General features: G+C 69.7%; 19 protein-coding genes and 1 riboswitch. Of the genes, 12 read left to right on the forward strand and 7 right to left on the reverse strand.

The features are described from left to right. Position 1: 1 nt before the first annotated feature. The 5 genes from ACWDSL_RS21225 to ACWDSL_RS21245 all read left to right on the forward strand — a co-directional run bounded on the left by ACWDSL_RS21225 (position 2) and on the right by ACWDSL_RS21245 (position 5,764). On the forward strand, positions 2–637 hold the full coding sequence (locus ACWDSL_RS21225; protein ID WP_450487563.1) for a hypothetical protein: 636 nt from the start codon (positions 2–4) through the stop codon (positions 635–637). After that, positions 634–2,454, forward strand: a complete 1,821-nt coding sequence (locus ACWDSL_RS21230) for a hypothetical protein (protein ID WP_450487565.1) — start codon at positions 634–636, stop codon at positions 2,452–2,454. Before ACWDSL_RS21225 ends, ACWDSL_RS21230 begins: the two co-directional genes overlap by 4 nt. A 138-nt stretch (positions 2,455–2,592) precedes the next feature. Then, a complete protein-coding gene (locus ACWDSL_RS21235) occupies positions 2,593–3,744 on the forward strand; it encodes a Gfo/Idh/MocA family protein (RefSeq protein WP_450487567.1) in 1,152 nt (383 codons plus the stop codon). Then, positions 3,741–4,925 carry a dihydrodipicolinate synthase family protein gene (locus tag ACWDSL_RS21240; protein ID WP_450487568.1) on the forward strand — a complete coding sequence of 395 codons (1,185 nt, stop codon included), beginning with the start codon at positions 3,741–3,743 and terminating at the stop codon, positions 4,923–4,925. Before ACWDSL_RS21235 ends, ACWDSL_RS21240 begins: the two co-directional genes overlap by 4 nt. Beyond that, entirely contained in the window at positions 4,922–5,764 is an 843-nt protein-coding gene (locus tag ACWDSL_RS21245; RefSeq protein WP_450487570.1) for a sugar phosphate isomerase/epimerase family protein, read from the forward strand. The genes ACWDSL_RS21240 and ACWDSL_RS21245 overlap by 4 nt, the downstream gene beginning before the upstream one ends. An 11-nt stretch (positions 5,765–5,775) precedes the next feature. Here ACWDSL_RS21245 and ACWDSL_RS21250 read toward each other — a convergent pair whose 3' ends face one another. Next, positions 5,776–6,651: a glycosyltransferase family 2 protein gene (locus ACWDSL_RS21250; protein ID WP_450487572.1), complete on the reverse strand. Its 876-nt coding sequence runs from the start codon at positions 6,649–6,651 to the stop codon at positions 5,776–5,778. Between the two features lie 96 nt (positions 6,652–6,747). After that, positions 6,748–6,835: riboswitch (ZMP/ZTP riboswitch) on the forward strand. Positions 6,836–6,857: 22 nt separating this feature from the next. On the opposite strand from ACWDSL_RS21250, the gene ACWDSL_RS21255 reads away from it, so the two are divergent. Further along, entirely contained in the window at positions 6,858–7,721 is an 864-nt protein-coding gene (locus ACWDSL_RS21255; RefSeq protein WP_450487574.1) for a bifunctional 5,10-methylenetetrahydrofolate dehydrogenase/5,10-methenyltetrahydrofolate cyclohydrolase, read from the forward strand. A gap of 7 nt (positions 7,722–7,728) precedes the next feature. On the opposite strand, the gene ACWDSL_RS21260 is transcribed toward ACWDSL_RS21255, so the two are convergent. After that, the gene (locus ACWDSL_RS21260) at positions 7,729–8,610 is read right to left on the reverse strand and encodes a fructosamine kinase family protein (RefSeq protein WP_450487575.1); all 882 of its coding nucleotides are present in this window, start codon (positions 8,608–8,610) and stop codon (positions 7,729–7,731) included. Beyond that, positions 8,607–9,011, reverse strand: coding sequence for a MerR family transcriptional regulator (locus ACWDSL_RS21265; RefSeq protein WP_450487577.1), 405 nt, complete (start codon positions 9,009–9,011; stop codon positions 8,607–8,609). The genes ACWDSL_RS21260 and ACWDSL_RS21265 overlap by 4 nt, the downstream gene beginning before the upstream one ends. 52 nt (positions 9,012–9,063) lie before the next feature. Between ACWDSL_RS21265 and ACWDSL_RS21270 the strand changes: the two genes are divergently transcribed. Next, positions 9,064–10,158, forward strand: a complete 1,095-nt coding sequence (locus ACWDSL_RS21270) for an alkene reductase (RefSeq protein ID WP_450487579.1) — start codon at positions 9,064–9,066, stop codon at positions 10,156–10,158. Positions 10,159–10,189: 31 nt separating this feature from the next. On the opposite strand, the gene ACWDSL_RS21275 is transcribed toward ACWDSL_RS21270, so the two are convergent. The 3 genes from ACWDSL_RS21275 to ACWDSL_RS21285 all read right to left on the reverse strand — a co-directional run bounded on the left by ACWDSL_RS21275 (position 10,190) and on the right by ACWDSL_RS21285 (position 13,977). Next, entirely contained in the window at positions 10,190–11,746 is a 1,557-nt protein-coding gene (locus ACWDSL_RS21275) for a substrate-binding domain-containing protein (RefSeq protein ID WP_450487581.1), read from the reverse strand. Between the two features lie 55 nt (positions 11,747–11,801). Then, positions 11,802–13,334 carry an RNA-guided endonuclease IscB gene (iscB, locus tag ACWDSL_RS21280; protein WP_450487583.1) on the reverse strand — a complete coding sequence of 511 codons (1,533 nt, stop codon included), beginning with the start codon at positions 13,332–13,334 and terminating at the stop codon, positions 11,802–11,804. Between the two features lie 196 nt (positions 13,335–13,530). Next, entirely contained in the window at positions 13,531–13,977 is a 447-nt protein-coding gene (locus ACWDSL_RS21285) for an ATP-binding protein (protein ID WP_450487585.1), read from the reverse strand. 179 nt (positions 13,978–14,156) lie between these two features. Between ACWDSL_RS21285 and ACWDSL_RS21290 the strand changes: the two genes are divergently transcribed. The 3 genes from ACWDSL_RS21290 (at position 14,157) to ACWDSL_RS21300 (ending at position 15,785) form a co-directional block, all read left to right on the forward strand. Beyond that, positions 14,157–15,008, forward strand: a complete 852-nt coding sequence (locus ACWDSL_RS21290) for a helix-turn-helix domain-containing protein (RefSeq protein WP_450487587.1) — start codon at positions 14,157–14,159, stop codon at positions 15,006–15,008. A 10-nt stretch (positions 15,009–15,018) separates the two neighbouring features. Then, positions 15,019–15,222 carry a DUF397 domain-containing protein gene (locus ACWDSL_RS21295; RefSeq protein WP_450487589.1) on the forward strand — a complete coding sequence of 68 codons (204 nt, stop codon included), beginning with the start codon at positions 15,019–15,021 and terminating at the stop codon, positions 15,220–15,222. Positions 15,223–15,293: 71 nt separating this feature from the next. Next, on the forward strand, positions 15,294–15,785 hold the full coding sequence (locus tag ACWDSL_RS21300; protein WP_450487591.1) for a pyridoxamine 5'-phosphate oxidase family protein: 492 nt from the start codon (positions 15,294–15,296) through the stop codon (positions 15,783–15,785). 38 nt (positions 15,786–15,823) lie between these two features. Here ACWDSL_RS21300 and ACWDSL_RS21305 read toward each other — a convergent pair whose 3' ends face one another. Beyond that, positions 15,824–16,486: an SDR family oxidoreductase gene (locus tag ACWDSL_RS21305; RefSeq protein WP_450487593.1), complete on the reverse strand. Its 663-nt coding sequence runs from the start codon at positions 16,484–16,486 to the stop codon at positions 15,824–15,826. A 256-nt stretch (positions 16,487–16,742) separates the two neighbouring features. On the opposite strand from ACWDSL_RS21305, the gene ACWDSL_RS21310 reads away from it, so the two are divergent. Then, positions 16,743–17,864, forward strand: a complete 1,122-nt coding sequence (locus ACWDSL_RS21310; protein ID WP_450487595.1) for a serine hydrolase domain-containing protein — start codon at positions 16,743–16,745, stop codon at positions 17,862–17,864. Between the two features lie 11 nt (positions 17,865–17,875). After that, positions 17,876–18,520 carry a class I SAM-dependent DNA methyltransferase gene (locus ACWDSL_RS21315; protein ID WP_450487597.1) on the forward strand — a complete coding sequence of 215 codons (645 nt, stop codon included), beginning with the start codon at positions 17,876–17,878 and terminating at the stop codon, positions 18,518–18,520. The last annotated feature ends 110 nt before the right edge of the window (positions 18,521–18,630 follow it).

The raw sequence follows: 18,630 nt of genomic DNA on the forward strand, positions 1-18,630 counted from the left end.
CGTGCGGTATGCCACCACCCGGGAACCGGGGGAGCTGGTCGGCCCCCGCTTCGCCCTCTTCTCCGACGTACTGCTGCTGGGCCTTCTGACCACCGTCGCCGCTCTGCCGGTGCTCACCGCGCCCGCCGCCATGTCCACCGCCTGCGCCGCCCTCGACCGGCGGGTCCGCCACGACGAGACGATCACCGTCCCGGGCTACGTCCGGGCCCTGCGGGCCCGGCTGCGCACCGGCGATCTGCTGGCCGGGGTGGCCGTCGTGGCCGGCGGCGCGCTGCTGCTGTTCAACGCGCTGCTGGCCGGGGCCGGGCTGCCGGGCGCGGCGGTCTTCCGCCCCGCCCTGCTGGCCGCGGGCGCCCTGCTGGCCGTGGTCCTGCTGCGCGCCTGCGCCCGCCCGGAGTCGGCCACCAGCTGGCGGGAGGCGGTGCGTACGGCGGCGTACGAGACGGTGCGCGCGCCGCGCGGCAGCGCCGTCCTGCTGCTGGCCGTGGCCACCGCCGCCGTCTGCGCCTGGGCCTACCCGCCGCTGGTCGTCCTCGTGCCCGGCCCTCTCGCGCTCGCCGCCCGGGCCGTCGAGCACTCCGCAGCCGGCACGGCCACCCCTGAGCATCCCCGAACCACCACGGAGCACCACAGATGACCCTGCACCGCCGCCACTTCCTCGCCGGGACCGCCGCAGTCGGCGGACTGCTCGCCGCCGCGCCCGAGTCCGCCGCGGCGGCACCGGGCCGGGCCACGGTCTCGGCCGAAGATGTCGACAAGGAGTTCCTGGCCGTCCTCACCGAGGCGGCCGACGGCCGGGTGGCCGAGGTCCTGGACGGCCGCGCCGCCGCCATCGCCGAGCTGAGAGACCAGGGCAAGGCCCGCTGGGCCGCCCGCAGCCTGCGCCTGCTGGCCTCGGTGCACGTATGGGCCGACGCCGGCCACCACCACGACGCCGCGCTCATCGCGCCGCTGACCGAACTGGCCGACGCGCTGGCCGCCGCGCAGTTCGACGACGGCCTCTACGACCAGGGCGCGGTGCACTCCCCGCCGGACACCGGCTTCTCGATCGTCGACCTGGGGCTGACGTACGGGCTGCTGGAGGAGGACGACGACACCTCCACGCGGTCCATCCGGGCCACCCTCAAGAAGATCCTGCTCAAGGCGGGCAAGGGCCTGGCCGACGGCGGGGTGCACACCCCCAACCACCGCTGGAAGATCTGCGCCGCCCTCGCCCGCGTCAACTCCTTCTGGCCGGACGAGAGCTACACCCGGCGCATCGACGCCTGGCTGGCCGAGGGCATCGACCAGTACCCGGCCGGCCAGTACAGCGAGCGCAGCGCCACCTACGCGCCGATCGTCACCAACCCCTCCCTGCTGACGCTCGCGCGGCTGACCGACCGGCCCGAGCTGTACGCATGCGTGCGCCGCAACCTGGAGGCGACGCTCCACCTCATCGAGCCGAACGGCGAGGTGGAGACGGTGCATTCGCGCCGCCAGGACCAGAAGACGACGAAGCATGTGTCCGAGTACTGGCTCCAGTACCGGGCGCTGGCGCTCCGGGACAAGGACGGGCGGTTCGCGGCCGTCGCCGAGACCATCCAGCGGCGCGGGGCGGGCCAGACCTTCGACGAGACCCCGCTCGGGGACTTCCTCGCCGAGGTGCTGGACCACCCGGAGCTGGCCGCACCACTGCCCAAGGCCACGGAGGCGCCGGGCAAGTTCACCTTCCACGACAAGGAGTGCGGCCTGGTCAGGATCGGCCGGGGCACCGCCCGCACCTCGATCTTCGGCGGGACCGACTTCCCCGACGTACACGCCATCTCCTCCGGTCTGTCCACCAACCCGACCTTCCTCAAGTGGCGCAAGGGCGGGGCGATCCTGGACTCGCTGCGGCTGTCCCCGCAGTTCTTCTCCACCGGCCACTTCCGGGCCGAGGACCTGGTGCGCACGGCCGACGGCGACGGCTGGCGGCTGTCGGCGGAGGTCCGGGCCGCGTTCCACCTGCCGCTGCCGCCGCAGCACCGGCGCGCCGACGGGCTGTACCCGCTGACCGACGACGGCCGGTTCTGGTCCGCGATGGACTTCCCGCACCGGCCCAAGCAGTGGCGCACCCTGCGTACGGAGGTGCGGCTGAGGGAGTCCGGCGGCGGCTGGGACCTGGACTTCTCGGTCGGCCCCTCCGAGGTCCCGCTCGCCCTGGAGCTGTGCTTCCGTCCCGGCGGCACGCTCGGCGGCGTGGAGCCGGTCGCCGGCCAGGCGGATACGTACCAGCTGGTGAAGGGGCACGGGACGTACACGGTGGGCGATGACGCGATCACGTTCGGGCCGGGCAACGGCAGCGGCCCGCGTCAGCCGGCCACCGTGGACGCGGGGGAGCGCTACAGCTGGATGGCCGGCAGCCTCAATGTCTCCGGTATCCGCGTGCTGATCACGGGGCGCGCGCCGCTCAGCTACCGCCTGACACTGCGCTGATCCGCCGACCGCCCCGTGTCCGCTCTCTGGCCCCGCTCTCTCTGTGGACATGGGCGGGCCGGGGCGGTTAGCGTATAGAAAGCGCTTGCTATGACCCTGGCGACGTCTGATGAGGACCTCGGTGAGGAGAAGAAAACCGTGACACGCAAGACAGTGCGGATCGCCATGAACGGTGTGACGGGGCGTATGGGCTACCGTCAGCACCTCGTCCGCTCGCTCCTCGCCATCCGCGAACAAGGCGGCCTCGACCTCGGCGACGGCACCGTGCTGTGGCCCGAGCCGGTCCTCGTCGGCCGCCGGGACCACGCCCTCAAGGCAATGGCCGAGCGCCACGGCCTGGACGACTGGTCCACCGATGTCGACGCCGTCCTCGCCGACGACTCGATCGACATCTACTTCGACGCCCAGGTCACCGCCGCCCGCGAAGAGGCCATCAAGAAGGCCATCGCGGCCGGCAAGCACATCTACACCGAGAAGCCGACCGCCACCGGCCTGGCGGGCGCCCTGGAGCTGGCCAGGCTCGCCGACGCGGCGGGCGTCAAGCACGGCGTGGTCCAGGACAAGATCTTCCTCCCCGGCCTGCTCAAGCTGAAGCGCCTCATCGACGGCGGTTTCTTCGGCAAGATCCTGTCGGTGCGCGGCGAGTTCGGCTACTGGGTCTTCGAGGGCGACTGGCAGAGCGCCCAGCGGCCCTCCTGGAACTACCGCGCCGAGGACGGCGGCGGCATCGTCGTCGACATGTTCCCGCACTGGGAGTACGTGCTGCACGAGCTCTTCGGCGCCGTACGGACCGTCCAGGCACATGTCACCACCCACATCCCCACCCGCTGGGACGAGCAGGGCAAGCCGTACGACGCCACCGCCGACGACGCGGCCTACGGCATCTTCCAGCTCGAAGGCGGCGCCGTCGCGCAGATCAACTCCTCCTGGGCGGTCCGCGTCAACCGCGACGAGCTGGTCGAGTTCCAGGTCGACGGCACCGAGGGCTCGGCCGTCGCGGGGCTGCGCCGCTGCCGCGCCCAGCACCGCTCCGCCACCCCCAAGCCGGTCTGGAACCCCGACATCCCGCTCACCGAGAGCTTCCGCGACCAGTGGCAGGAGGTCCCGGACAACGAGGAGTTCGACAATGGCTTCAAGGCACAGTGGGAGCTGTTCCTGCGCCATGTCGCCCTCGACGACCCCTGGCACTGGGACCTGCTGGCCGGCGCGCGCGGCGTACAACTCGCCGAGCTGGGCCTCAAGTCGTCGGCGGAGGGCCGCCGCCTGGACGTACCGGAGCTGAGCCTGTGACCATTCACCTCCCCGCCGAGGGCGGCGCCACCCGCGCGTACGAACCCCGCACCGAACCCGCGGCCCTTACGACCGGCTTCGACCCAGGCGGTGCGCCGCTCGCCTCCCGTACGGTCTTCTCCGCCGCCCACGTCGTCGCCGACCCGTACGCCGATATCACCCCCGACAGCCCCGCCGCCGTCGACTGGGACGCCACCCTCGCCTTCCGCCGCCACCTGTGGTCCCACGGTCTCGGCGTCGCCGAGGCCATGGACACCGCCCAGCGCGGCATGGGCCTCGACTGGGCCGGCGCCGCCGAGCTGATCCGCCGCTCGGCGGCCGAGGCCAAGGCGGTCGGCGGCCGCATCGCCTGCGGCGTCGGCACCGACCAGCTGCCCGTCACCGAGCTCGGCTACCCCTACAGCCTCGACGAGGTCAGGGCCGCGTACGAGGAGCAGCTGGAGGTCGTCGAGACGGCGGGCGCCCAGGCCATCCTCATGGCCTCCCGCGCCCTGACCGCCGTGGCCAAGGGCCCCGACGACTACCTCGAGGTCTACGGCCACCTGCTGCGCCAGGCCGCCGAGCCGGTCGTCCTGCACTGGCTCGGCCCCATGTTCGACCCGGCGCTCGAAGGCTACTGGGGCGCCACCGACCTGGACCCCGCCACCCGCACCTTCCTCGACGTCATCGCCGCCCACCCCGACAAGGTCGACGGCATCAAGGTCTCCCTCCTCGACGCCCAGCGCGAAATCGAGCTGCGCCGCCTCCTCCCGGACGGCGTGCGCTGCTACACGGGCGACGACTTCAACTACCCCGAACTGATCGCGGGCGACGATCACGGCTTCAGCCACGCGCTGCTCGGCATCTTCGACCCGCTGGGCCCGCTGGCCGCCGAGGCGGTGCGCCGACTGGACACCGGCGATACGGCGGCCTTCCGCGGTCTGCTCGACCCCACGGTCGAGCTGTCCCGCCACCTCTTCCAGGCCCCGACCCGCTTCTACAAGACGGGCGTGGTCTTCCTGGCCTGGCTGGCCGGCCACCAGTCGCACTTCACGATGGTCGGCGGCCAGCAGTCGTCCCGTTCGCTGCCGCACCTGGCGCGGGCGTACGAACTGGCGGACGGGTTGGGCCTGTTCCCGGACCCGGGCCTCGCGGAGTCGAGGATGAAGGCCCTGCTGACGGTGTACGGAGTGACGCAATGACCGGTGTGAGCGGCGATCTGACCCGCCTGAGCCTCAACCAGGAAACGATCAAGCAGTGGTCGCTGCCCGAACTGGCGGAGGGCTGCGTCAAGGCGGGCGTCCCGGGCGTCGGCCTGTGGCGCGCGCCGGTGCAGGAGTACGGCGTGGAGGCGGCCGCGAGACTGATCCGCGACGCGGGCCTGGCCGTCACCTCCCTGTGCCGGGGCGGCTTCTTCACCGCCATCGACCCGGCCGAGCGCGCCGCCGCCCTCGCCGACAACCGCGCCGCCATCGACGAGGCAGCCACCCTCGGCACCGACACCCTCATCCTGGTCTCCGGCGGCCTCCCATCCGGCAGCCGCGACCTCTTCGCGGCCCGCGAGCGCATCGCCGACGCCCTCGCCGAACTCGCCCCCTACGCCGCTGAGCGCGGCGTCCGCCTGGCCATCGAGCCCCTGCACCCCATGTACGCCTCCGACCGCTGCGTCGTCTCCACCCTCGCCCAGGCCCTCGACCTGGCCGAGCGCTTCCCGGCGGACCAGGTGGGCGTCGTCGTCGACACGTACCACCTGTGGTGGGACGACACGGTGGCCGACCAGATCGCCCGCGCGGGAGCCGGCGGCCGCATCGCCTCCTTCCAGCTCGCCGACTGGATCACCCCCCTCCCGGAGGGCGTCCTCCTGGGCCGCGGCCAACTCGGCGACGGCGCCGTCGACTTCCGCTGGTTCCGCGAGCGCGTCGACGCGACGGGCTTCGACGGACCGATCGAGGTGGAGATCTTCAACCCGGCCCTATGGGCGCGGGACGGCGCGGAGGTGCTGGCGGAGGTGGCCGACCGCTACCGGACGCTGGTGCTGTAGCGGCTGCTTGATCAGATGACCGGCGGTCGGCCCAGCCGGGTCATCCGCCATACGGTGGCCCACCGCATCGGCCGACGCGGTGGGCACGGGGTGCGCAGGCCCTCGACGAAGCCGCCGAACCATGCCCGCAATCCGGCCGCCGACCTGGTGCGGGCCATGGTCAGCGCGGTCCAGGTGCCCAGGTAGACGGGGACGAGGAGGGCGGGAAGGTGCCGTTTGGCGAGCCAGACCCGGTTGCGGGCGACCATACGGTAGAAGACCGCGTGGCGGGTCGGCGATGTCCACGGATGCTGGAGCACCAAGTCCGGCTCGTAGAGAACCTTCCAATCCGCGTCCAGGGCCCGCCAGGACAGGTCGGTCTCCTCATGGGCGTAGAAGAACGGCTCGGGCCAGCCGCCGATTTCCTCCAGCATCCGCATGGACAGGCCGTGGCCGCCGCCGAGAAACGTGGTCACCAGCCCGCCGCGCATCGGATCCGAGGCACGCAGTCGGGGGACGTGGCGGCGCTGGGTGCGGCCCCGCTCGTCGGCGACGCGGAAGCTGACGATGCCCAGCCGCGGGTCCGACTCGTACAGCTCCACCAGCCGCGTGAAGACGTCCGTGCTGATCAGCAGCCCGTCGTCGTCCAAGTCCACCACGACATCGACATCCCCGAACTCCTTCAGCCGGGCCAGGGCGGCGTTCCGGCCGCCGGCGATGCCCAGGTTCTCCGGCAGTTCGACACCGGTCACCCCGTCGGGGAGGAGCGGCAGCGGCGAGCCGTTGCCGACGACCACCACCCGCGCCGCGGGGGTGTCCTGCTCGGCGACCGAAGCGAGCAGAGCGGTCAGTTCGGCGGGCCGAGTGCCCATGGTCAGGATGGCGACACCAACACGCGGGTTACGCACGGGTGAACTCCGTTCCTCGGATCGGTTGCCGGTGATGCTAGCCGCCCCGGGGAGCGGCCATCGTCCGCCGCCGAGCGGCGTCCCTCCCTTAAGGTGGACGCGGGCCGTGACTGGCGCTGAGGTGGAGCACCACCGGGGAGCGGTCTGACACCGGTTGTCGATGCCGCGCGCCTGGGCGACTCGTATGAGTGCCTCAGGAGTGGCGTATGGACGGGACCCGAACAGCTCGCCTGATGGACGGCACCGGCCTGGCCGGTCGTATCACCGAGGACACCGCGAAGGCCGCCGCGGACATCGCACGGCGCACCGGAACGGCGCCCTGTCTGGCCACCGTCCTGGTCGGGGAAGACCCGGCCTCGGTGACCTATGTCCGGATGAAGCGTGTCAGGTGTCGGAAGGCGGGGATCGAGTCACGCCAGGTGACCCTGCCGGCGTCGGTCAGCACCGGCGTCCTGGTCGACACCATCACCGCGCTGTCCCAGGACCCCGGGGTGCACGGGATCCTCCTGCAGCATCCCGTGGGACCTCATATCGACGAGCGCGCCGCCTTCGAGGCGATCGCCCCGGAGAAGGACGTCGACGGCGTCACCATGCACTCCTTCGCGGCCATGGCCTTCGGCCTGCCCGGCTTCGCCTCCTGCACCCCCGGCGGCATCATGCGGCTGCTGGACGAGTACGACGTCGACCTCGCGGGCAAGCACGCTGTCGTGGTGGGGCGCAGCGCCATTCTGGGGAAGCCCGCAGGGATGCTGCTGCTCGGCCGGGACGCCACGGTGACGTACTGCCACTCGCGTACCGCCGACCTGTCGGCGATCGTGCGCGAGGCCGATGTGCTGGTGGCCGCCGTCGGCCGTCCGCGGTTCATCGCCGGGGCCGATGTGAAGCCGGGAGCCGTGGTGATCGACGCGGGATACAACCCGGGCAATGTCGGGGACGTCGACTTCGAGTCCGCGCGGGAGCGGGCGAGCCTGATCACGCCCGTCCCGGGCGGGGTCGGTCCCATGACCATCGCCGTGCTCCTCGCGCAGACGGTGGAGGCGGCGGCACGGCAGTTGCTTCTAGGGAGCTGAGCGCGGGTCAGGCCGACAGAGTCGCGCGGGCGGTGACGAGGGCCTGGTCGGCGTAGCCGCGGCCGAAGAGGACCGCGTGGACCAGGAGCGGGAAGAGCTGGTGCAGGGCGATGCGGTCTCGCCAGCCTTCGGCGAGTGGGGCGGCCTGCTGGTAGCCGTCGAGTACGTGGTCCAGGTGCGGGCAGCCGAAGAGGTGGAGCATCGCCAGGTCGGTCTCGCGGTGGCCGCCGTGCGCGGCCGGGTCGATCAGCCAGGTCTGTCCGTCGGCGCCCCACAGGACATTGCCGTTCCAGAGGTCGCCGTGGAGCCGGGCGGGGGGCTCGGCGGGGCCCGCCAGTTCGGGTAGCCGTTCGCAGACGCGCTCGATCGTGGCTGCTTCGGCGGAGCGCATCGTGCCGTCGTCGATTGCGCGGCGCAGATAGGGCAGTACGCGGTGTTCGGCGTACCAAAGGGGCCAGTCGGGGCCGGGGACGTTGCGCATCGGGGCGAGCCCGATGTACGCCTCCTCGGGTCCGCCGGGTGGCGGGGCGCCGAACGTGGGGGCGCCGGCGGTGTGGAGGGCGGCCAGGTCGTGGCCGAATCGGGTTGCGGCGCGGGCGCTGGGTGGGCCGGTCGGGATGTGTTCGGTCACCAGCCAGTGCGGGTCGTGGCCGAGCACCGCCGGGACGCGGACCGTACCGGCCTCGGCCAGCCAGCGCAGCCCCGCGGCCTCGGCCAGGGCGGCGCCGGGGCCGGAGCCGCGCTTGACCATCACCACCTGCCCGCCGTCCAGTACGACTTCGGCGAGCGCTCCCGACAGGGGGCGACGGCCGGTCACCGGGCGGCCGGTGAGGCGGGCCGCGGCGGCGCCCGGGTCCTCGTCGCTTCCGGCGGCGGGGCGGGCGCTCATGTGGTCAGGTCCTCGCGTACCTGGGCGAGCGGGCCGGGCACCGGTTCACCGGAAGCCGCCTCGATCACTCCGTCGAGGACTTCGCGGGCGCGGGCCAGTTCCGCGATCATCCGGTCCAGCCGCTCCCGCTGCTCCCACAAGTCGGAGACCAGCCGCGGGGTGGCCTCCGGCGAAGGACCGCCGTCCGTGTCCCGTAGACAGGGCAGCAACGCGGCGATCTTCGAGCTGCACAGTCCGGCGGCGTAGAGCTCCTGGATGCGGATGACCCGGTCCACCGCGCCCTCGTCGTAGGCGCGGTGGCCGCCGGATGTGCGGTATGAGGTGAGCAGCCCCTGCTGCTCGTAGTAGCGCAGCGAGCGCTCGCTGACTGCCGTACGGCGGGCCAGTTCACCGATGCGCACGTCGCCACCTCCACTTGAATCTGACATCAGTGTGAGCTTCTACCGTCTCGGCATGAGCAACGCAGACCTTCTCACCTCTCATTCCCTGGGGCCGCTCCAGCTGCCCAACCGCATCGTCATGGCACCGATGACCCGGTTCCGTGCCCACGAGGACGGCACTCCCCTCCCGCTCGTCGCCGACTACTACGCGCAGCGCGCGAGTGCCGGTCTTCTCATCACCGAGGGAATCTGGCCGAGCCGGGGCGGCCAGAGCGACTGGCGCCTCCCCGGTCTGGAGACGCAAGCGCATGTGGCCGGCTGGCGGAAGGTCACCGAAACGGTGCACACCGCGGGTGGCAGGATCTTCGCGCAGCTGATGCACGGCGGCCGCAAGGGACATCCGCTGGCCCGTATCGACGGCTCGGTCCCCGCCGGACCCTCGGCCGTTCCCGAGCCGGGGCCCGTACACATACCGGGTGGGCGCAAGGCCGATGCGGTCGTGCCCCGCGCCATGAGCCTCGCCGATATCCGCACCGTCCTCGACGACTACGCCGAGGCCGCTCGTCACGCGATCGAGGCGGGCTTCGACGGTGTGGAACTGCACGGTGCCAACAGCTACCTCATTCACCAGTTTCTCGCGGACAACACCAACCTGCGCCGGGACGCCTACGGAGACTCGGTGGCAGGCCGGATCAGGTTCGCGGTCGAGGCGGTCGAGGCGGTCGCCGGGGCCATCGGGGCGGAGCGGACGGCACTGCGCATCTCGCCGGGCAATCCGCAGTTCGGGATGGCCGAGTCCGATCCCGCCCCGGTCTACCGGGCTCTGGTCGACGCGATCGACAGTGCGGGATTGGTGTACCTCCACCTCACGGACAACGCCCGCTATCCGGCGCTGGATGACCTCCGCCCCCGCTGGTCGGGCCCGCTCATCGCCAACGTCGGGGAGAACGGTGAGGCGACGACCCGGGAGGCCGGAGAGAAGGTGCTGGCGGACGGCCGCGCGGACCTCGTCTCCTACGGCCGTGCCTTCATCGCCAACCCCGACCTGCCCCTGCGGTTCGCGACCGGGGCACCGCTGAACACCATCGACGAGCGGCACCTTTACACGTACGGTGCCGAGGGCTACACCGACTATCCGCTGATGTCCGCTGCCCCGTCCGGAGGCTGACCTGTCCGGCGGCTGACCCGGCGGGGCCGCTTCACGGGCGTTGCGCCCGCTGGCACGCCTGCTGGTTCTCCGGCGCGGAGCAGGGCAGATGGCCATGGTGTTCGATGAGGTTCCGTCCGGTGTCACCGGCCAGGAAGTCCAGAAACTTTGATGTGAGGGAGTTGGGCGGCGGGGTCCCGTAGGTGTAGGCGTACTCGGGCTCCCAGAAGGGGTACGTCTCGTGCCTGACCGTGGCGATGGACGGCTGCTGTCCGTTCAGGCGCAGCAGATGAAGGTCCTTCTGCCCCTCGGCACGGTCCTTGGCCGCCTTCAGCTCGGCGTAACCGATCGCGCCCGGGGTCCGGGCCACGGTCTTCAACACCTCTCGTGTGCTGTCGAGTTCGCAACGGATGATGTGGGTGTTGTCGAACTTCGGTGTCCTGCAGTTGTCCGAGGTGCGCCCGGGCTCGGTCTTGCCGCCCAGCACACGGTTCTCGAACACGCCGCGGGTTCCTGACTTCCCGTCCCGGCTCACCAGCCTGATGGGCAGATCGGGTCCGTCGGGGAGCTGCTTCCAGTTGGTGATCTCGCCCGAGTAGATCTTCCGCACATCTGCGAGGGAGAGATCCGAGATCCCGACATCTTTGTTCACCGCCACGGTGTACACGGACAGCGCGGTCAGATGTCCCTTGAGCTTGGGGTCCCCGGTCACTTCCAGACCGTCGGAGAAGGAGAGATACGCGGGGAAGCCCTTCGCTCCCTCCCCGGCGTTCCGGAGTGTGTCCGTTCCCCGGACGCTGCCCTGGGCGTTGACGGTGATGTGGGCGGCGCCTTCGCAGTCGTCCTCGTACGCCGTGTCCAGGTCGTTCATCACCGGCTCGAAGGCGGTGGAGCCCACGACGGTGAGCGTCCCCTCGGCGCAGCCTTGGCGCAGCGGGTCCGGTTCCAGGAGCTGAAAGCCGATGGGCTGGAGGAGCATGAGGACCACCAGGCTGCCGATGAGCCCCAGGACGCGATTGCTCGGGCGCCGGAAATTCTCGTTGTTGCGGATCCTGCCCTCCCGGATGCGACCGACGACATGCGGCTCCTTGTCGGTCCCGGCGCCGGTCAGCAATACCAGCAGTTTGAAGTGGTCGCCTTTGTTCAGCGGCACTCTCGGCAGGGAGATCTCATTGTCACGGCAGATGAGCCCAGGATTCGTCTCCGTACCGCGCTGCGGCAGGTAGCGGAGCAGATCCGGGTGGCTGGGCTCGGTGACGGCCACGTCCATGACGGTGCGATTGGGGAAGATGGCGGTGAGCCCGCGGTGTTCCGTCGAGGGTGCGGTGATGTAGTCGTCGATGTCGATGCTGCGGAAGCCGTCGTTCTCGATGCGCAGCAGCACCAGCGAGGCCCCGGCGAGATCGGGCGTGTTCTCCAACATGCGCAGCCGATGGTGGATGTGGCCGTCGTTCGGGTTGTCGTCTATGAGCGTGTCCATCTGGACGCGGTATCCGACGCGCTTCCGGCCCGGGATCAGCCGCTCGTACGACAGCCCCCCGACCGTGACGACGACACCGAGCAGAGCCAGAAGATTTTCCGGAGCCAACAGCTCCATCAGCCATCCCATGATCTTTTCCCCGTCAGCGTGATCTTGCGAGGCTTTGGATTACTCTGGCGTGCGTTTACGCGTGGGTGGGTTCTGGTTGGCGGGTGTAGGTGTAGCCGTCGCCTCGCTGGAGGAGGCGGATGTTGGTGTGTCGGATTCCTGCGGCGAGGCCGTGAGGAGTGCGGATGTCGAACCTGCCGGTGGTGCGGACCATGACGCGACCGGTGTGGGTACCGGTGTACTTGCCCTTGGGTACGGAAGCGGTCACGAGGTCGCCGGTGGCGTAGCCGTGCACGGTCTTGATTCGTGGGCTGGTGCGGCGGGGGAAGCCGTGGCGGTCGGGGCTGGTGCGCTGATGCTGGCCGCGCCCCGAGCACCCGGCGACCAGCATGGTGGTGACGGTTTCGGTGACTGCGTCGAGTTTGCCCACGTTGAGGGCGTCGAGGGTGTGGGACTTCGGGAGTCCGCAGCGAGTGCGGTTCCACTTCGTGCGGCCGCCGGAGGCGACGTGGGTGGGCAGCATCTGGTCGAGTGCGCGCCACAGTGCCCAGCGGGTGGACTGCACGGCTGCCGCATCCCGCAGCGGGGCTTTGACCCGGCTCAACATCTTGGCGAGCTTGGTGGTGTCGCGCACGAATTCTTCGACGGGGCGGTTGGATTTGGTTTCGTTGCAGGGGATGCAGGCGGTGACCAGGTTGGAGATGCGGTCGCTGCCGCCCCGGCTGCGGGGGTGGACGTGGTCGATGTTGAGCGGCACTCCGCTGATGCCGCAGTAGACGCAGGCTCGGCCGAACTTGGCCAGGAGGTATTCGCGGATCTCGGTGCCGTGGAGGGTGCCGTGCTGGTACTCGGCTCCCTCCAGTGGCCTGCCTGCGCTGATGGCGTGGGTGTCGAACACGACGCGTTCCACATGCACGGCGCGGACCGGTGCCCAGCACGAGAGGCGCCTCACCCACGAGACAGTGGTGGTGACGCGGTGCTGGAGGGACGGGGCGAGCCAGCCTCTGGGTCTGGCGCGGTTGTTGAAGCGCGGGGCGCGGTAGCGCAGGTTCGAGGTGCGGCGACGGCGCCGGTAGGCGGCGCGCTGTGCCATCTTCTTCCGGATGACCGCGCCCCGGTGGTCGAGCTGGACCGCGTACCGCCCTCTGCGTTCTCCCCCTTGGGCGGTGAACGCGGCGATACCGGTGTGTCTGCTGCCGGGGTCGATACCCAGCTCTACCCCGTCGACTTCGGATTCGGCGAGGGTGCGGTCCTTGAGACGGATGGCGAACGGGGTGTGCCGGTGGACGACGGCGCGTCCCTTCTTCAGGAGCTTGCGGGCTCTGGCGGGTGTGCAGGGCTGTAATGGTTGGCCGTGTTTGTCGAGTACGAATACGAAGGGGTGCCGCTCACGCGGCTTCTCCCCAACCGGCTGGTTGGGGGTGACGCCCCCGCCGCCAGGTGAAGCGGTGGGGATCTCACCTCGCACATGTTCCGCGCCGGTTGCCTCACGGCGCTCGGCCCCCGTTTCGTCCCTGTTCCCGGGGTTGTCTGCTGGGTCGAGTTCCAGAGCAAGCTGCTGGTGAAGCACAGCTTGGTGGGTCTTCTCGCCTACGCGGAACGTAGCCAACTTCGCTCACCTCCAACGTGCTTTGTTGGCTAGTGCTGGTAACGGCGGCCCTCAACCATTGCGGCTGAAAGCCCAGCCCTTCAGGGCTGGGAACCCGTTACGTCATGAGCTCTGAGAGGGTGAATGTATGACTCGGAGGCGGATACGGGGCCGACGTGGCTGATCTCTCATGAAGTGTTCGTCTCGCGTTCAACGGTCAAGGGCGTTCAATCTCGCGGAGCTCGAACCACACCCGCTTTCCGTCTGGTTGCCGTCCGCCCGTCCATGTCACGCCCCAGGCATGGGAGAGGTGGTCCACGAGTTGCAGGCCGCGTCCATCCTCATCCTTGATACAGGCTTGGCGGACCTCGGGCCGCCCACGGGGATCGTCGTCCCGTACGCCGACCAGCACCCGGTCGTCCCCGATGATGACGTCGACGGACATGTGCGGCACCTTGGTATGCCACAGCACGTTGGTCACCACGTCGGAGGCGCACACCTGCGCGACGTCGACCAGGTCTGGGTGTCCGGTGACGAGCAGCAGCGACGCGAGGAGATCGCGTACCACCTTCGGGCTGGTCGAGCAGTTCGGCGCGATGAAGTAGTAGGTCTGGGCGGGGTGAGGGCCGAGGCGTGGGGATCTGTCCAACGCGGCGGTGCTCATGGCGTCTCCCGGTGCGTGCGGAGGGGATGCGCGTTCGTTTGTGACGTGACCGTAGGGTGGATTCTTGATACGCCGCAAGCCTGATGGGAAGGCTTCACACCTGTGGGTGACGCGGAGTGGAGGCGCGTGACGGCGAGACGGCACACTGCACCTACCGAAGGGCCGAATGAGAGGGATCGATGCCACCCAGGAGCAGCCCCACCGTCCGACAGATGCGATTGGGCGCCGAGTTGCGGAAACTCCGCGAGGCGGCCGGGCTGCCCGCCCGTGCGGCGGCGGAGATGATCGGAGGTAACCAGGCCAAGATCAGTCATCTGGAGTCGGGGCGCTGGGGCGTCAGCGTAGAACGAGTGCGGCGCCTCGCGGCGTTTTACTCCGCTGCGGACGAGAGGCTGGTGGACGCGCTGTGCGCGATGGCCGAAGAGCGTGGCAAGGGCTGGTGGGAGGAGTACCGAGGTGTTCTGCCGCTGTCATTCCTCGATCTCGCGGAACTTGAGCACCACGCCACGTACTTCTACTCGATCCAGGCGCTCACGATCCCCGGTATCTTCCAGACAGAGGACTACGCGCGCTCCCTCTTTGAATCGGTCATCCCGCCGCTCCCCGAGGGTGAGACCGAAGCTCGGGTGGAGCACCGGATCAGACGCCGTGTGATCTTTGAACGCGAGTCCCCGCCGCCGTTCGACGGTATCGTCCACGAGGCAGCATTGCGCATGTGCAGTGGCGGCCGGAAGGTGGTGAAGGCCCAGTTGGAATACCTGCTCGAGGTGTCTGAGTGGCCTACCGTGACGTTGCGAGTGATTCCGTTCGCCTCGGAGAAGTTCATCGGATCGGCGCAGAATCTCCTGTACGCGGGTGGGGTCATCCCGAACCTGGACACCGCGACGGTCGATACCGCCCACGGGAGCGCGTTCCTCGACGCCAAGGCTCAACTCGACAAATACCGCGCGATCTACGATGTCCTCGCAGGTGTTTCACTGGGCATCCGCGCATCGCGAGAGACCATCCGTGGCATCGCACAAGAAATGTGAGGCTTCCGGCATGTCGGCCATACCTATATGGAAGAAGTCCTCGTTCTCGGAAGGGGAGGGGGCTAATTGCGTCGAGCTCGCCCGGCATGACGGCCGCATACTCATCCGCGAGAGTGACGCCCCCCACGCGGTCCTCATCGCTGTCCCCGCCCGGCTCGGACCCTTCCTCGCCGCGGTCAAGGCCGGGCGGTTCGACGGCCTCGGTCAAGGCTGATATTCGCGGCCTGCGGAGGCGAGGCGGCCAGCGCCACTGCGTCCGTCTGAGAGAGTCGTGAGATGCACGAGATGCCTGAGGACCTGGAGCGGCTTCAGCGCCTGCTTGATGATTCGTACGTCTTGGCTGGCGCGCACCTCCGCTCGATCATCACTCCTGAACGTCGGCTCGATGCGGCGGGTGTGGTGGCGGAGATGGGGGCCATGCGTGTGATGGCCCTGGCCACCGTGACCGCCAGAGGTGAGCCGCGGGTGGGGCCGGTCGACGGGTTATTCTACCAGGGGCGACTGCATTTCGGTTCCGGCGCCGACTCCCTGCGCTTTCGGCACCTGCGTGCCCGGCCGACCGTGTCGGCGTCGGTCATCGATGGCGAACGGCTCCAGATCACGGCGCATGGCACCGCGCAGGAAGTCAGTCCAGCGGAAGATCCGGGGTTGGAGGCGTTCTTGGTCTCGGTGTACGGGCATCAGGCGTGGGAGAGCTGGATGCGGGAGCTGCCATGGGCCCGGATCGAGCCCGAGAAGTTGTTCGCGTTCCGCAAGTCGGCCACGCCGGAACGCTAGCGGCGGCCGGGGCGAAGCGGTCACCGCGAGCTCAGAGCTCAGTGCCGCTGCGCCCGCTGTGCAGGACTTCCCGCTCCCACTCGTGCCGGGGTTGGGTGTGCAGCCGCCAGTAGTGTTCGGCGATGACATCCGGGTCGAAGTCCGTACCGGGGGGCGACCGGGCCGCCAACGGTCACCGTGGCCACATGCACACCGGAGGCGCCGTACTGCTGGTCGAGAAGCGCCACCAACGACCGCACACCGGCCTTGCCGAGGGAGAGGCTGAGGTACTGCGGCTTCGGTTCGGGCATCCCGCCGGTGATGAGAAACGTGCCGCTGCCACGGTCCGCCATCGCCGGGACGACGCGCGCGGCGGCGTTGATCGCCCCGACCACGTTGACGGCCCAGGCGTCCAGGTGCGCGGATACGGACAGCTCGCCGAGCGAGTCCGCCTGGATGATCGCCGCGTTGTACACCACGACGTCGGGCAGGCCGAATTCCTCGATCGCGGTGTCCAGGGCGGTGCGCAGGGCGCGTTCGTCGGTGCTGTCGGCGACCAGGGGGCGTATCGGTACCCCGGTGGCGGACAGGGCTTCCGCCGCCGCCGTCAGTGTTTTCTCGGACCGTGCCACGAGGGTGATCGGCAGACCCTCGCGTGCGAAGCGGCGGGCGACCGACTGGCCGATCCCCGGTCCCGCTCCGATGATCACTGCTCCCGACATCATTGCTCCTTCGTCGTCGGAGATCTCGTCGTCTGAGATCCCGGCGAAGGAAGGCTAAAGTCTCACATCAGTGTCAAGGTCAACCGCTGAGCCCCGCCGGTCTCGGGGTAGGCCAAGGGCAGAGCCAGGGTGATCCCTGATGGCGGCGTCGTAAATCGCCCGTAATTTCGCGAACATGAAGCGCCATCATCTACGCCCACCCCGCACGCTCACCGGCCTTGTCGCAGCAGTTGTCGTCGCGTTGGCCCTCGCGCCGATGTCCACCGCAAGCGCCGAGCAGCACCGGCCGCCGCAGCCCGCCGGCCCGGATCGCCCCGCCACTCGGGCCGCGCTGGAGGACCTGGTCGCAAGCGGCACCCCCGGCGCCATCGCCGGAGTCGACTCAGGCCGGGGGCGGTCCTGGTACGGCACGGCCGGGGTCGCGGATCTGGAGCGGCCCCGGCCACGGACGCGGGCGGATCACTTCCGTATCGGCAGCATCACCAAGACCTTCACGGCGGTCACGTTATTGAAGCTCGAGGCGGCGGGCACCCTGAGTCTGGACGACAGCGTCGAGAAGTGGCTTCCCGGAGTGTTCGTCCACAGCGACTACGACGGTCGAAGCATCACCCTTCGCCAACTCCTCAACCACACCAGCGGTGTCTTCGACATACTCAAGGACCAGGACTTCGTCTCCCGCTACACCGGCGCGGCGTTCCTGGAGCACCGCTACGACAGCTGGACACCGGACCAACTCGTCAAGATCGCCACCTCCCACCCGCCCGTGTTCGAGCCGGGGGACGAGTGGCGTTACTCCAACACCGACTATCTCCTCGCGGGGATGGTCATCGAGGCGGCCACCGGGCAGAGCTACGCCGACGCGGTGGAGAGCCGGCTGCTCCGCCCGCTGCACCTCGACGAGACCGTCGTACCGGGGTTCTCCCCGACCCTGCCGGAGCCCCATGCGCGGGCGTACTCCCGTCTGTTCGTCGACTCGCCGGAGGCGAAGGTCTACGACGTCACCGAGTTCAACCCCTCCATGGCCGGTGCGGCCGGGGAGATCATCTCCACCACCCACGATCTGAACCGCTTCTTCGGGGCGCTCCTCGGCGGGCGCGTCCTTCCCGCGCGTCAGCAGGACGAGTTGCTGACCGGCGTCGACACCGGGCGCGGATACGAGTACGGGCTCGGCGTGCGGACCTACCCCCTGCCCTGCGGCGGGACGGTGTGGGGGCATGACGGAGACATCTTTGGATCGGTCACCTACGCCGTTTCGACGGAGGACGGCAGCCATGTGCTGTCGCTGAACACGAACGACAACTGGAACGACGACGAACCCGCCTGGAACGTGATCAAGGCTGATTTCTGCCGCTCGCCAGTGCGCCAGGGGAGGCCCTAGGGTCCTCGCTTGTGACCGACCTTTCCTCCCACCTCAGTACGACAGCGGATGCCTACGACGCCGTGGCCGTCCTCTACGACGAACTCGCCCGCAACCAGCTGGACACTCGTCCGCTGGATCGCGCGATGCTCGCCGCGTTCGCCGAGCTCGCGCGGACCACCGCCGCTGCCGGGCCCGTCGCGGAGCTGGGATGCGGCCCCGGACATATCACCACGCATCTGCGGGACCTGGGGCTGGATGTGTTCGGTGTCGACCTGTCGCCCGTGATGATCGATCTCGCCCGCGGGGCATACCCGGACCTGCGGTTCGAGGTCGGCTCCATGGACGCCCTGGACCTGGCCGACGGCGAGCTGAACGGCATCGTGTCCTGGTACTCGACCATTCACACCCCGCCGGAGAACGTGCCCTCGTTCTTCGCGGAGTTCCAGCGGGTGCTCGCGCCTGACGGCCACCTCCTGCTCGCGTTCTTCGAGTCGGAGGGTGACCCGCTTACGGAGTTCGACCACAGAGTGACGACGGCCTACCGGTGGCCGATCGACGAGCTGGCGGGGCTGGCCGGCGAGGCCGGGTTCGTCGAGGCCGCCCGGATGCAGCGTGAGCCGTGCGAGGGGGAGCGGTTCGGCCACGGGCGTCTGCTGATGCGCAAGGCCAAGTAATTCTGCGGTCGATGTGGGACAGCGACACGCCGTGACGACGGCGTGTCGCAGTACCGTAATAAACCCACCGGGAGGCCCCGCCGCGCGAAATACGAGGTCAACGCCACCCG

The organism is Streptomyces sp. NPDC000941 (genome assembly GCF_053599555.1).

Bases quoted from the DNA above. Each gene is read 5' to 3' on its own strand.
- ACWDSL_RS21285 (WP_450487585.1), bottom strand. From the start codon at position 13,977: ATGAGCACCGCCGCGTTGGACAGATCCCCACGCCTCGGCCCTCACCCC.
- ACWDSL_RS21260 (WP_450487575.1), bottom strand. From the start codon at position 8,610: ATGAGCGCCCGCCCCGCCGCCGGAAGCGACGAGGACCCGGGCGCCGCC.
- ACWDSL_RS21305 (WP_450487593.1), bottom strand. From the start codon at position 16,486: ATGTCGGGAGCAGTGATCATCGGAGCGGGACCGGGGATCGGCCAGTCG.
- ACWDSL_RS21300 (WP_450487591.1), top strand. From the start codon at position 15,294: ATGCCTGAGGACCTGGAGCGGCTTCAGCGCCTGCTTGATGATTCGTAC.
- ACWDSL_RS21295 (WP_450487589.1), top strand. From the start codon at position 15,019: ATGTCGGCCATACCTATATGGAAGAAGTCCTCGTTCTCGGAAGGGGAG.
- ACWDSL_RS21230 (WP_450487565.1), top strand. From the start codon at position 634: ATGACCCTGCACCGCCGCCACTTCCTCGCCGGGACCGCCGCAGTCGGC.
- ACWDSL_RS21270 (WP_450487579.1), top strand. From the start codon at position 9,064: ATGAGCAACGCAGACCTTCTCACCTCTCATTCCCTGGGGCCGCTCCAG.
- ACWDSL_RS21255 (WP_450487574.1), top strand. From the start codon at position 6,858: ATGGACGGGACCCGAACAGCTCGCCTGATGGACGGCACCGGCCTGGCC.
- ACWDSL_RS21245 (WP_450487570.1), top strand. From the start codon at position 4,922: ATGACCGGTGTGAGCGGCGATCTGACCCGCCTGAGCCTCAACCAGGAA.
- ACWDSL_RS21290 (WP_450487587.1), top strand. From the start codon at position 14,157: ATGCCACCCAGGAGCAGCCCCACCGTCCGACAGATGCGATTGGGCGCC.
- ACWDSL_RS21275 (WP_450487581.1), bottom strand. From the start codon at position 11,746: ATGGGATGGCTGATGGAGCTGTTGGCTCCGGAAAATCTTCTGGCTCTG.
- ACWDSL_RS21310 (WP_450487595.1), top strand. From the start codon at position 16,743: ATGTCCACCGCAAGCGCCGAGCAGCACCGGCCGCCGCAGCCCGCCGGC.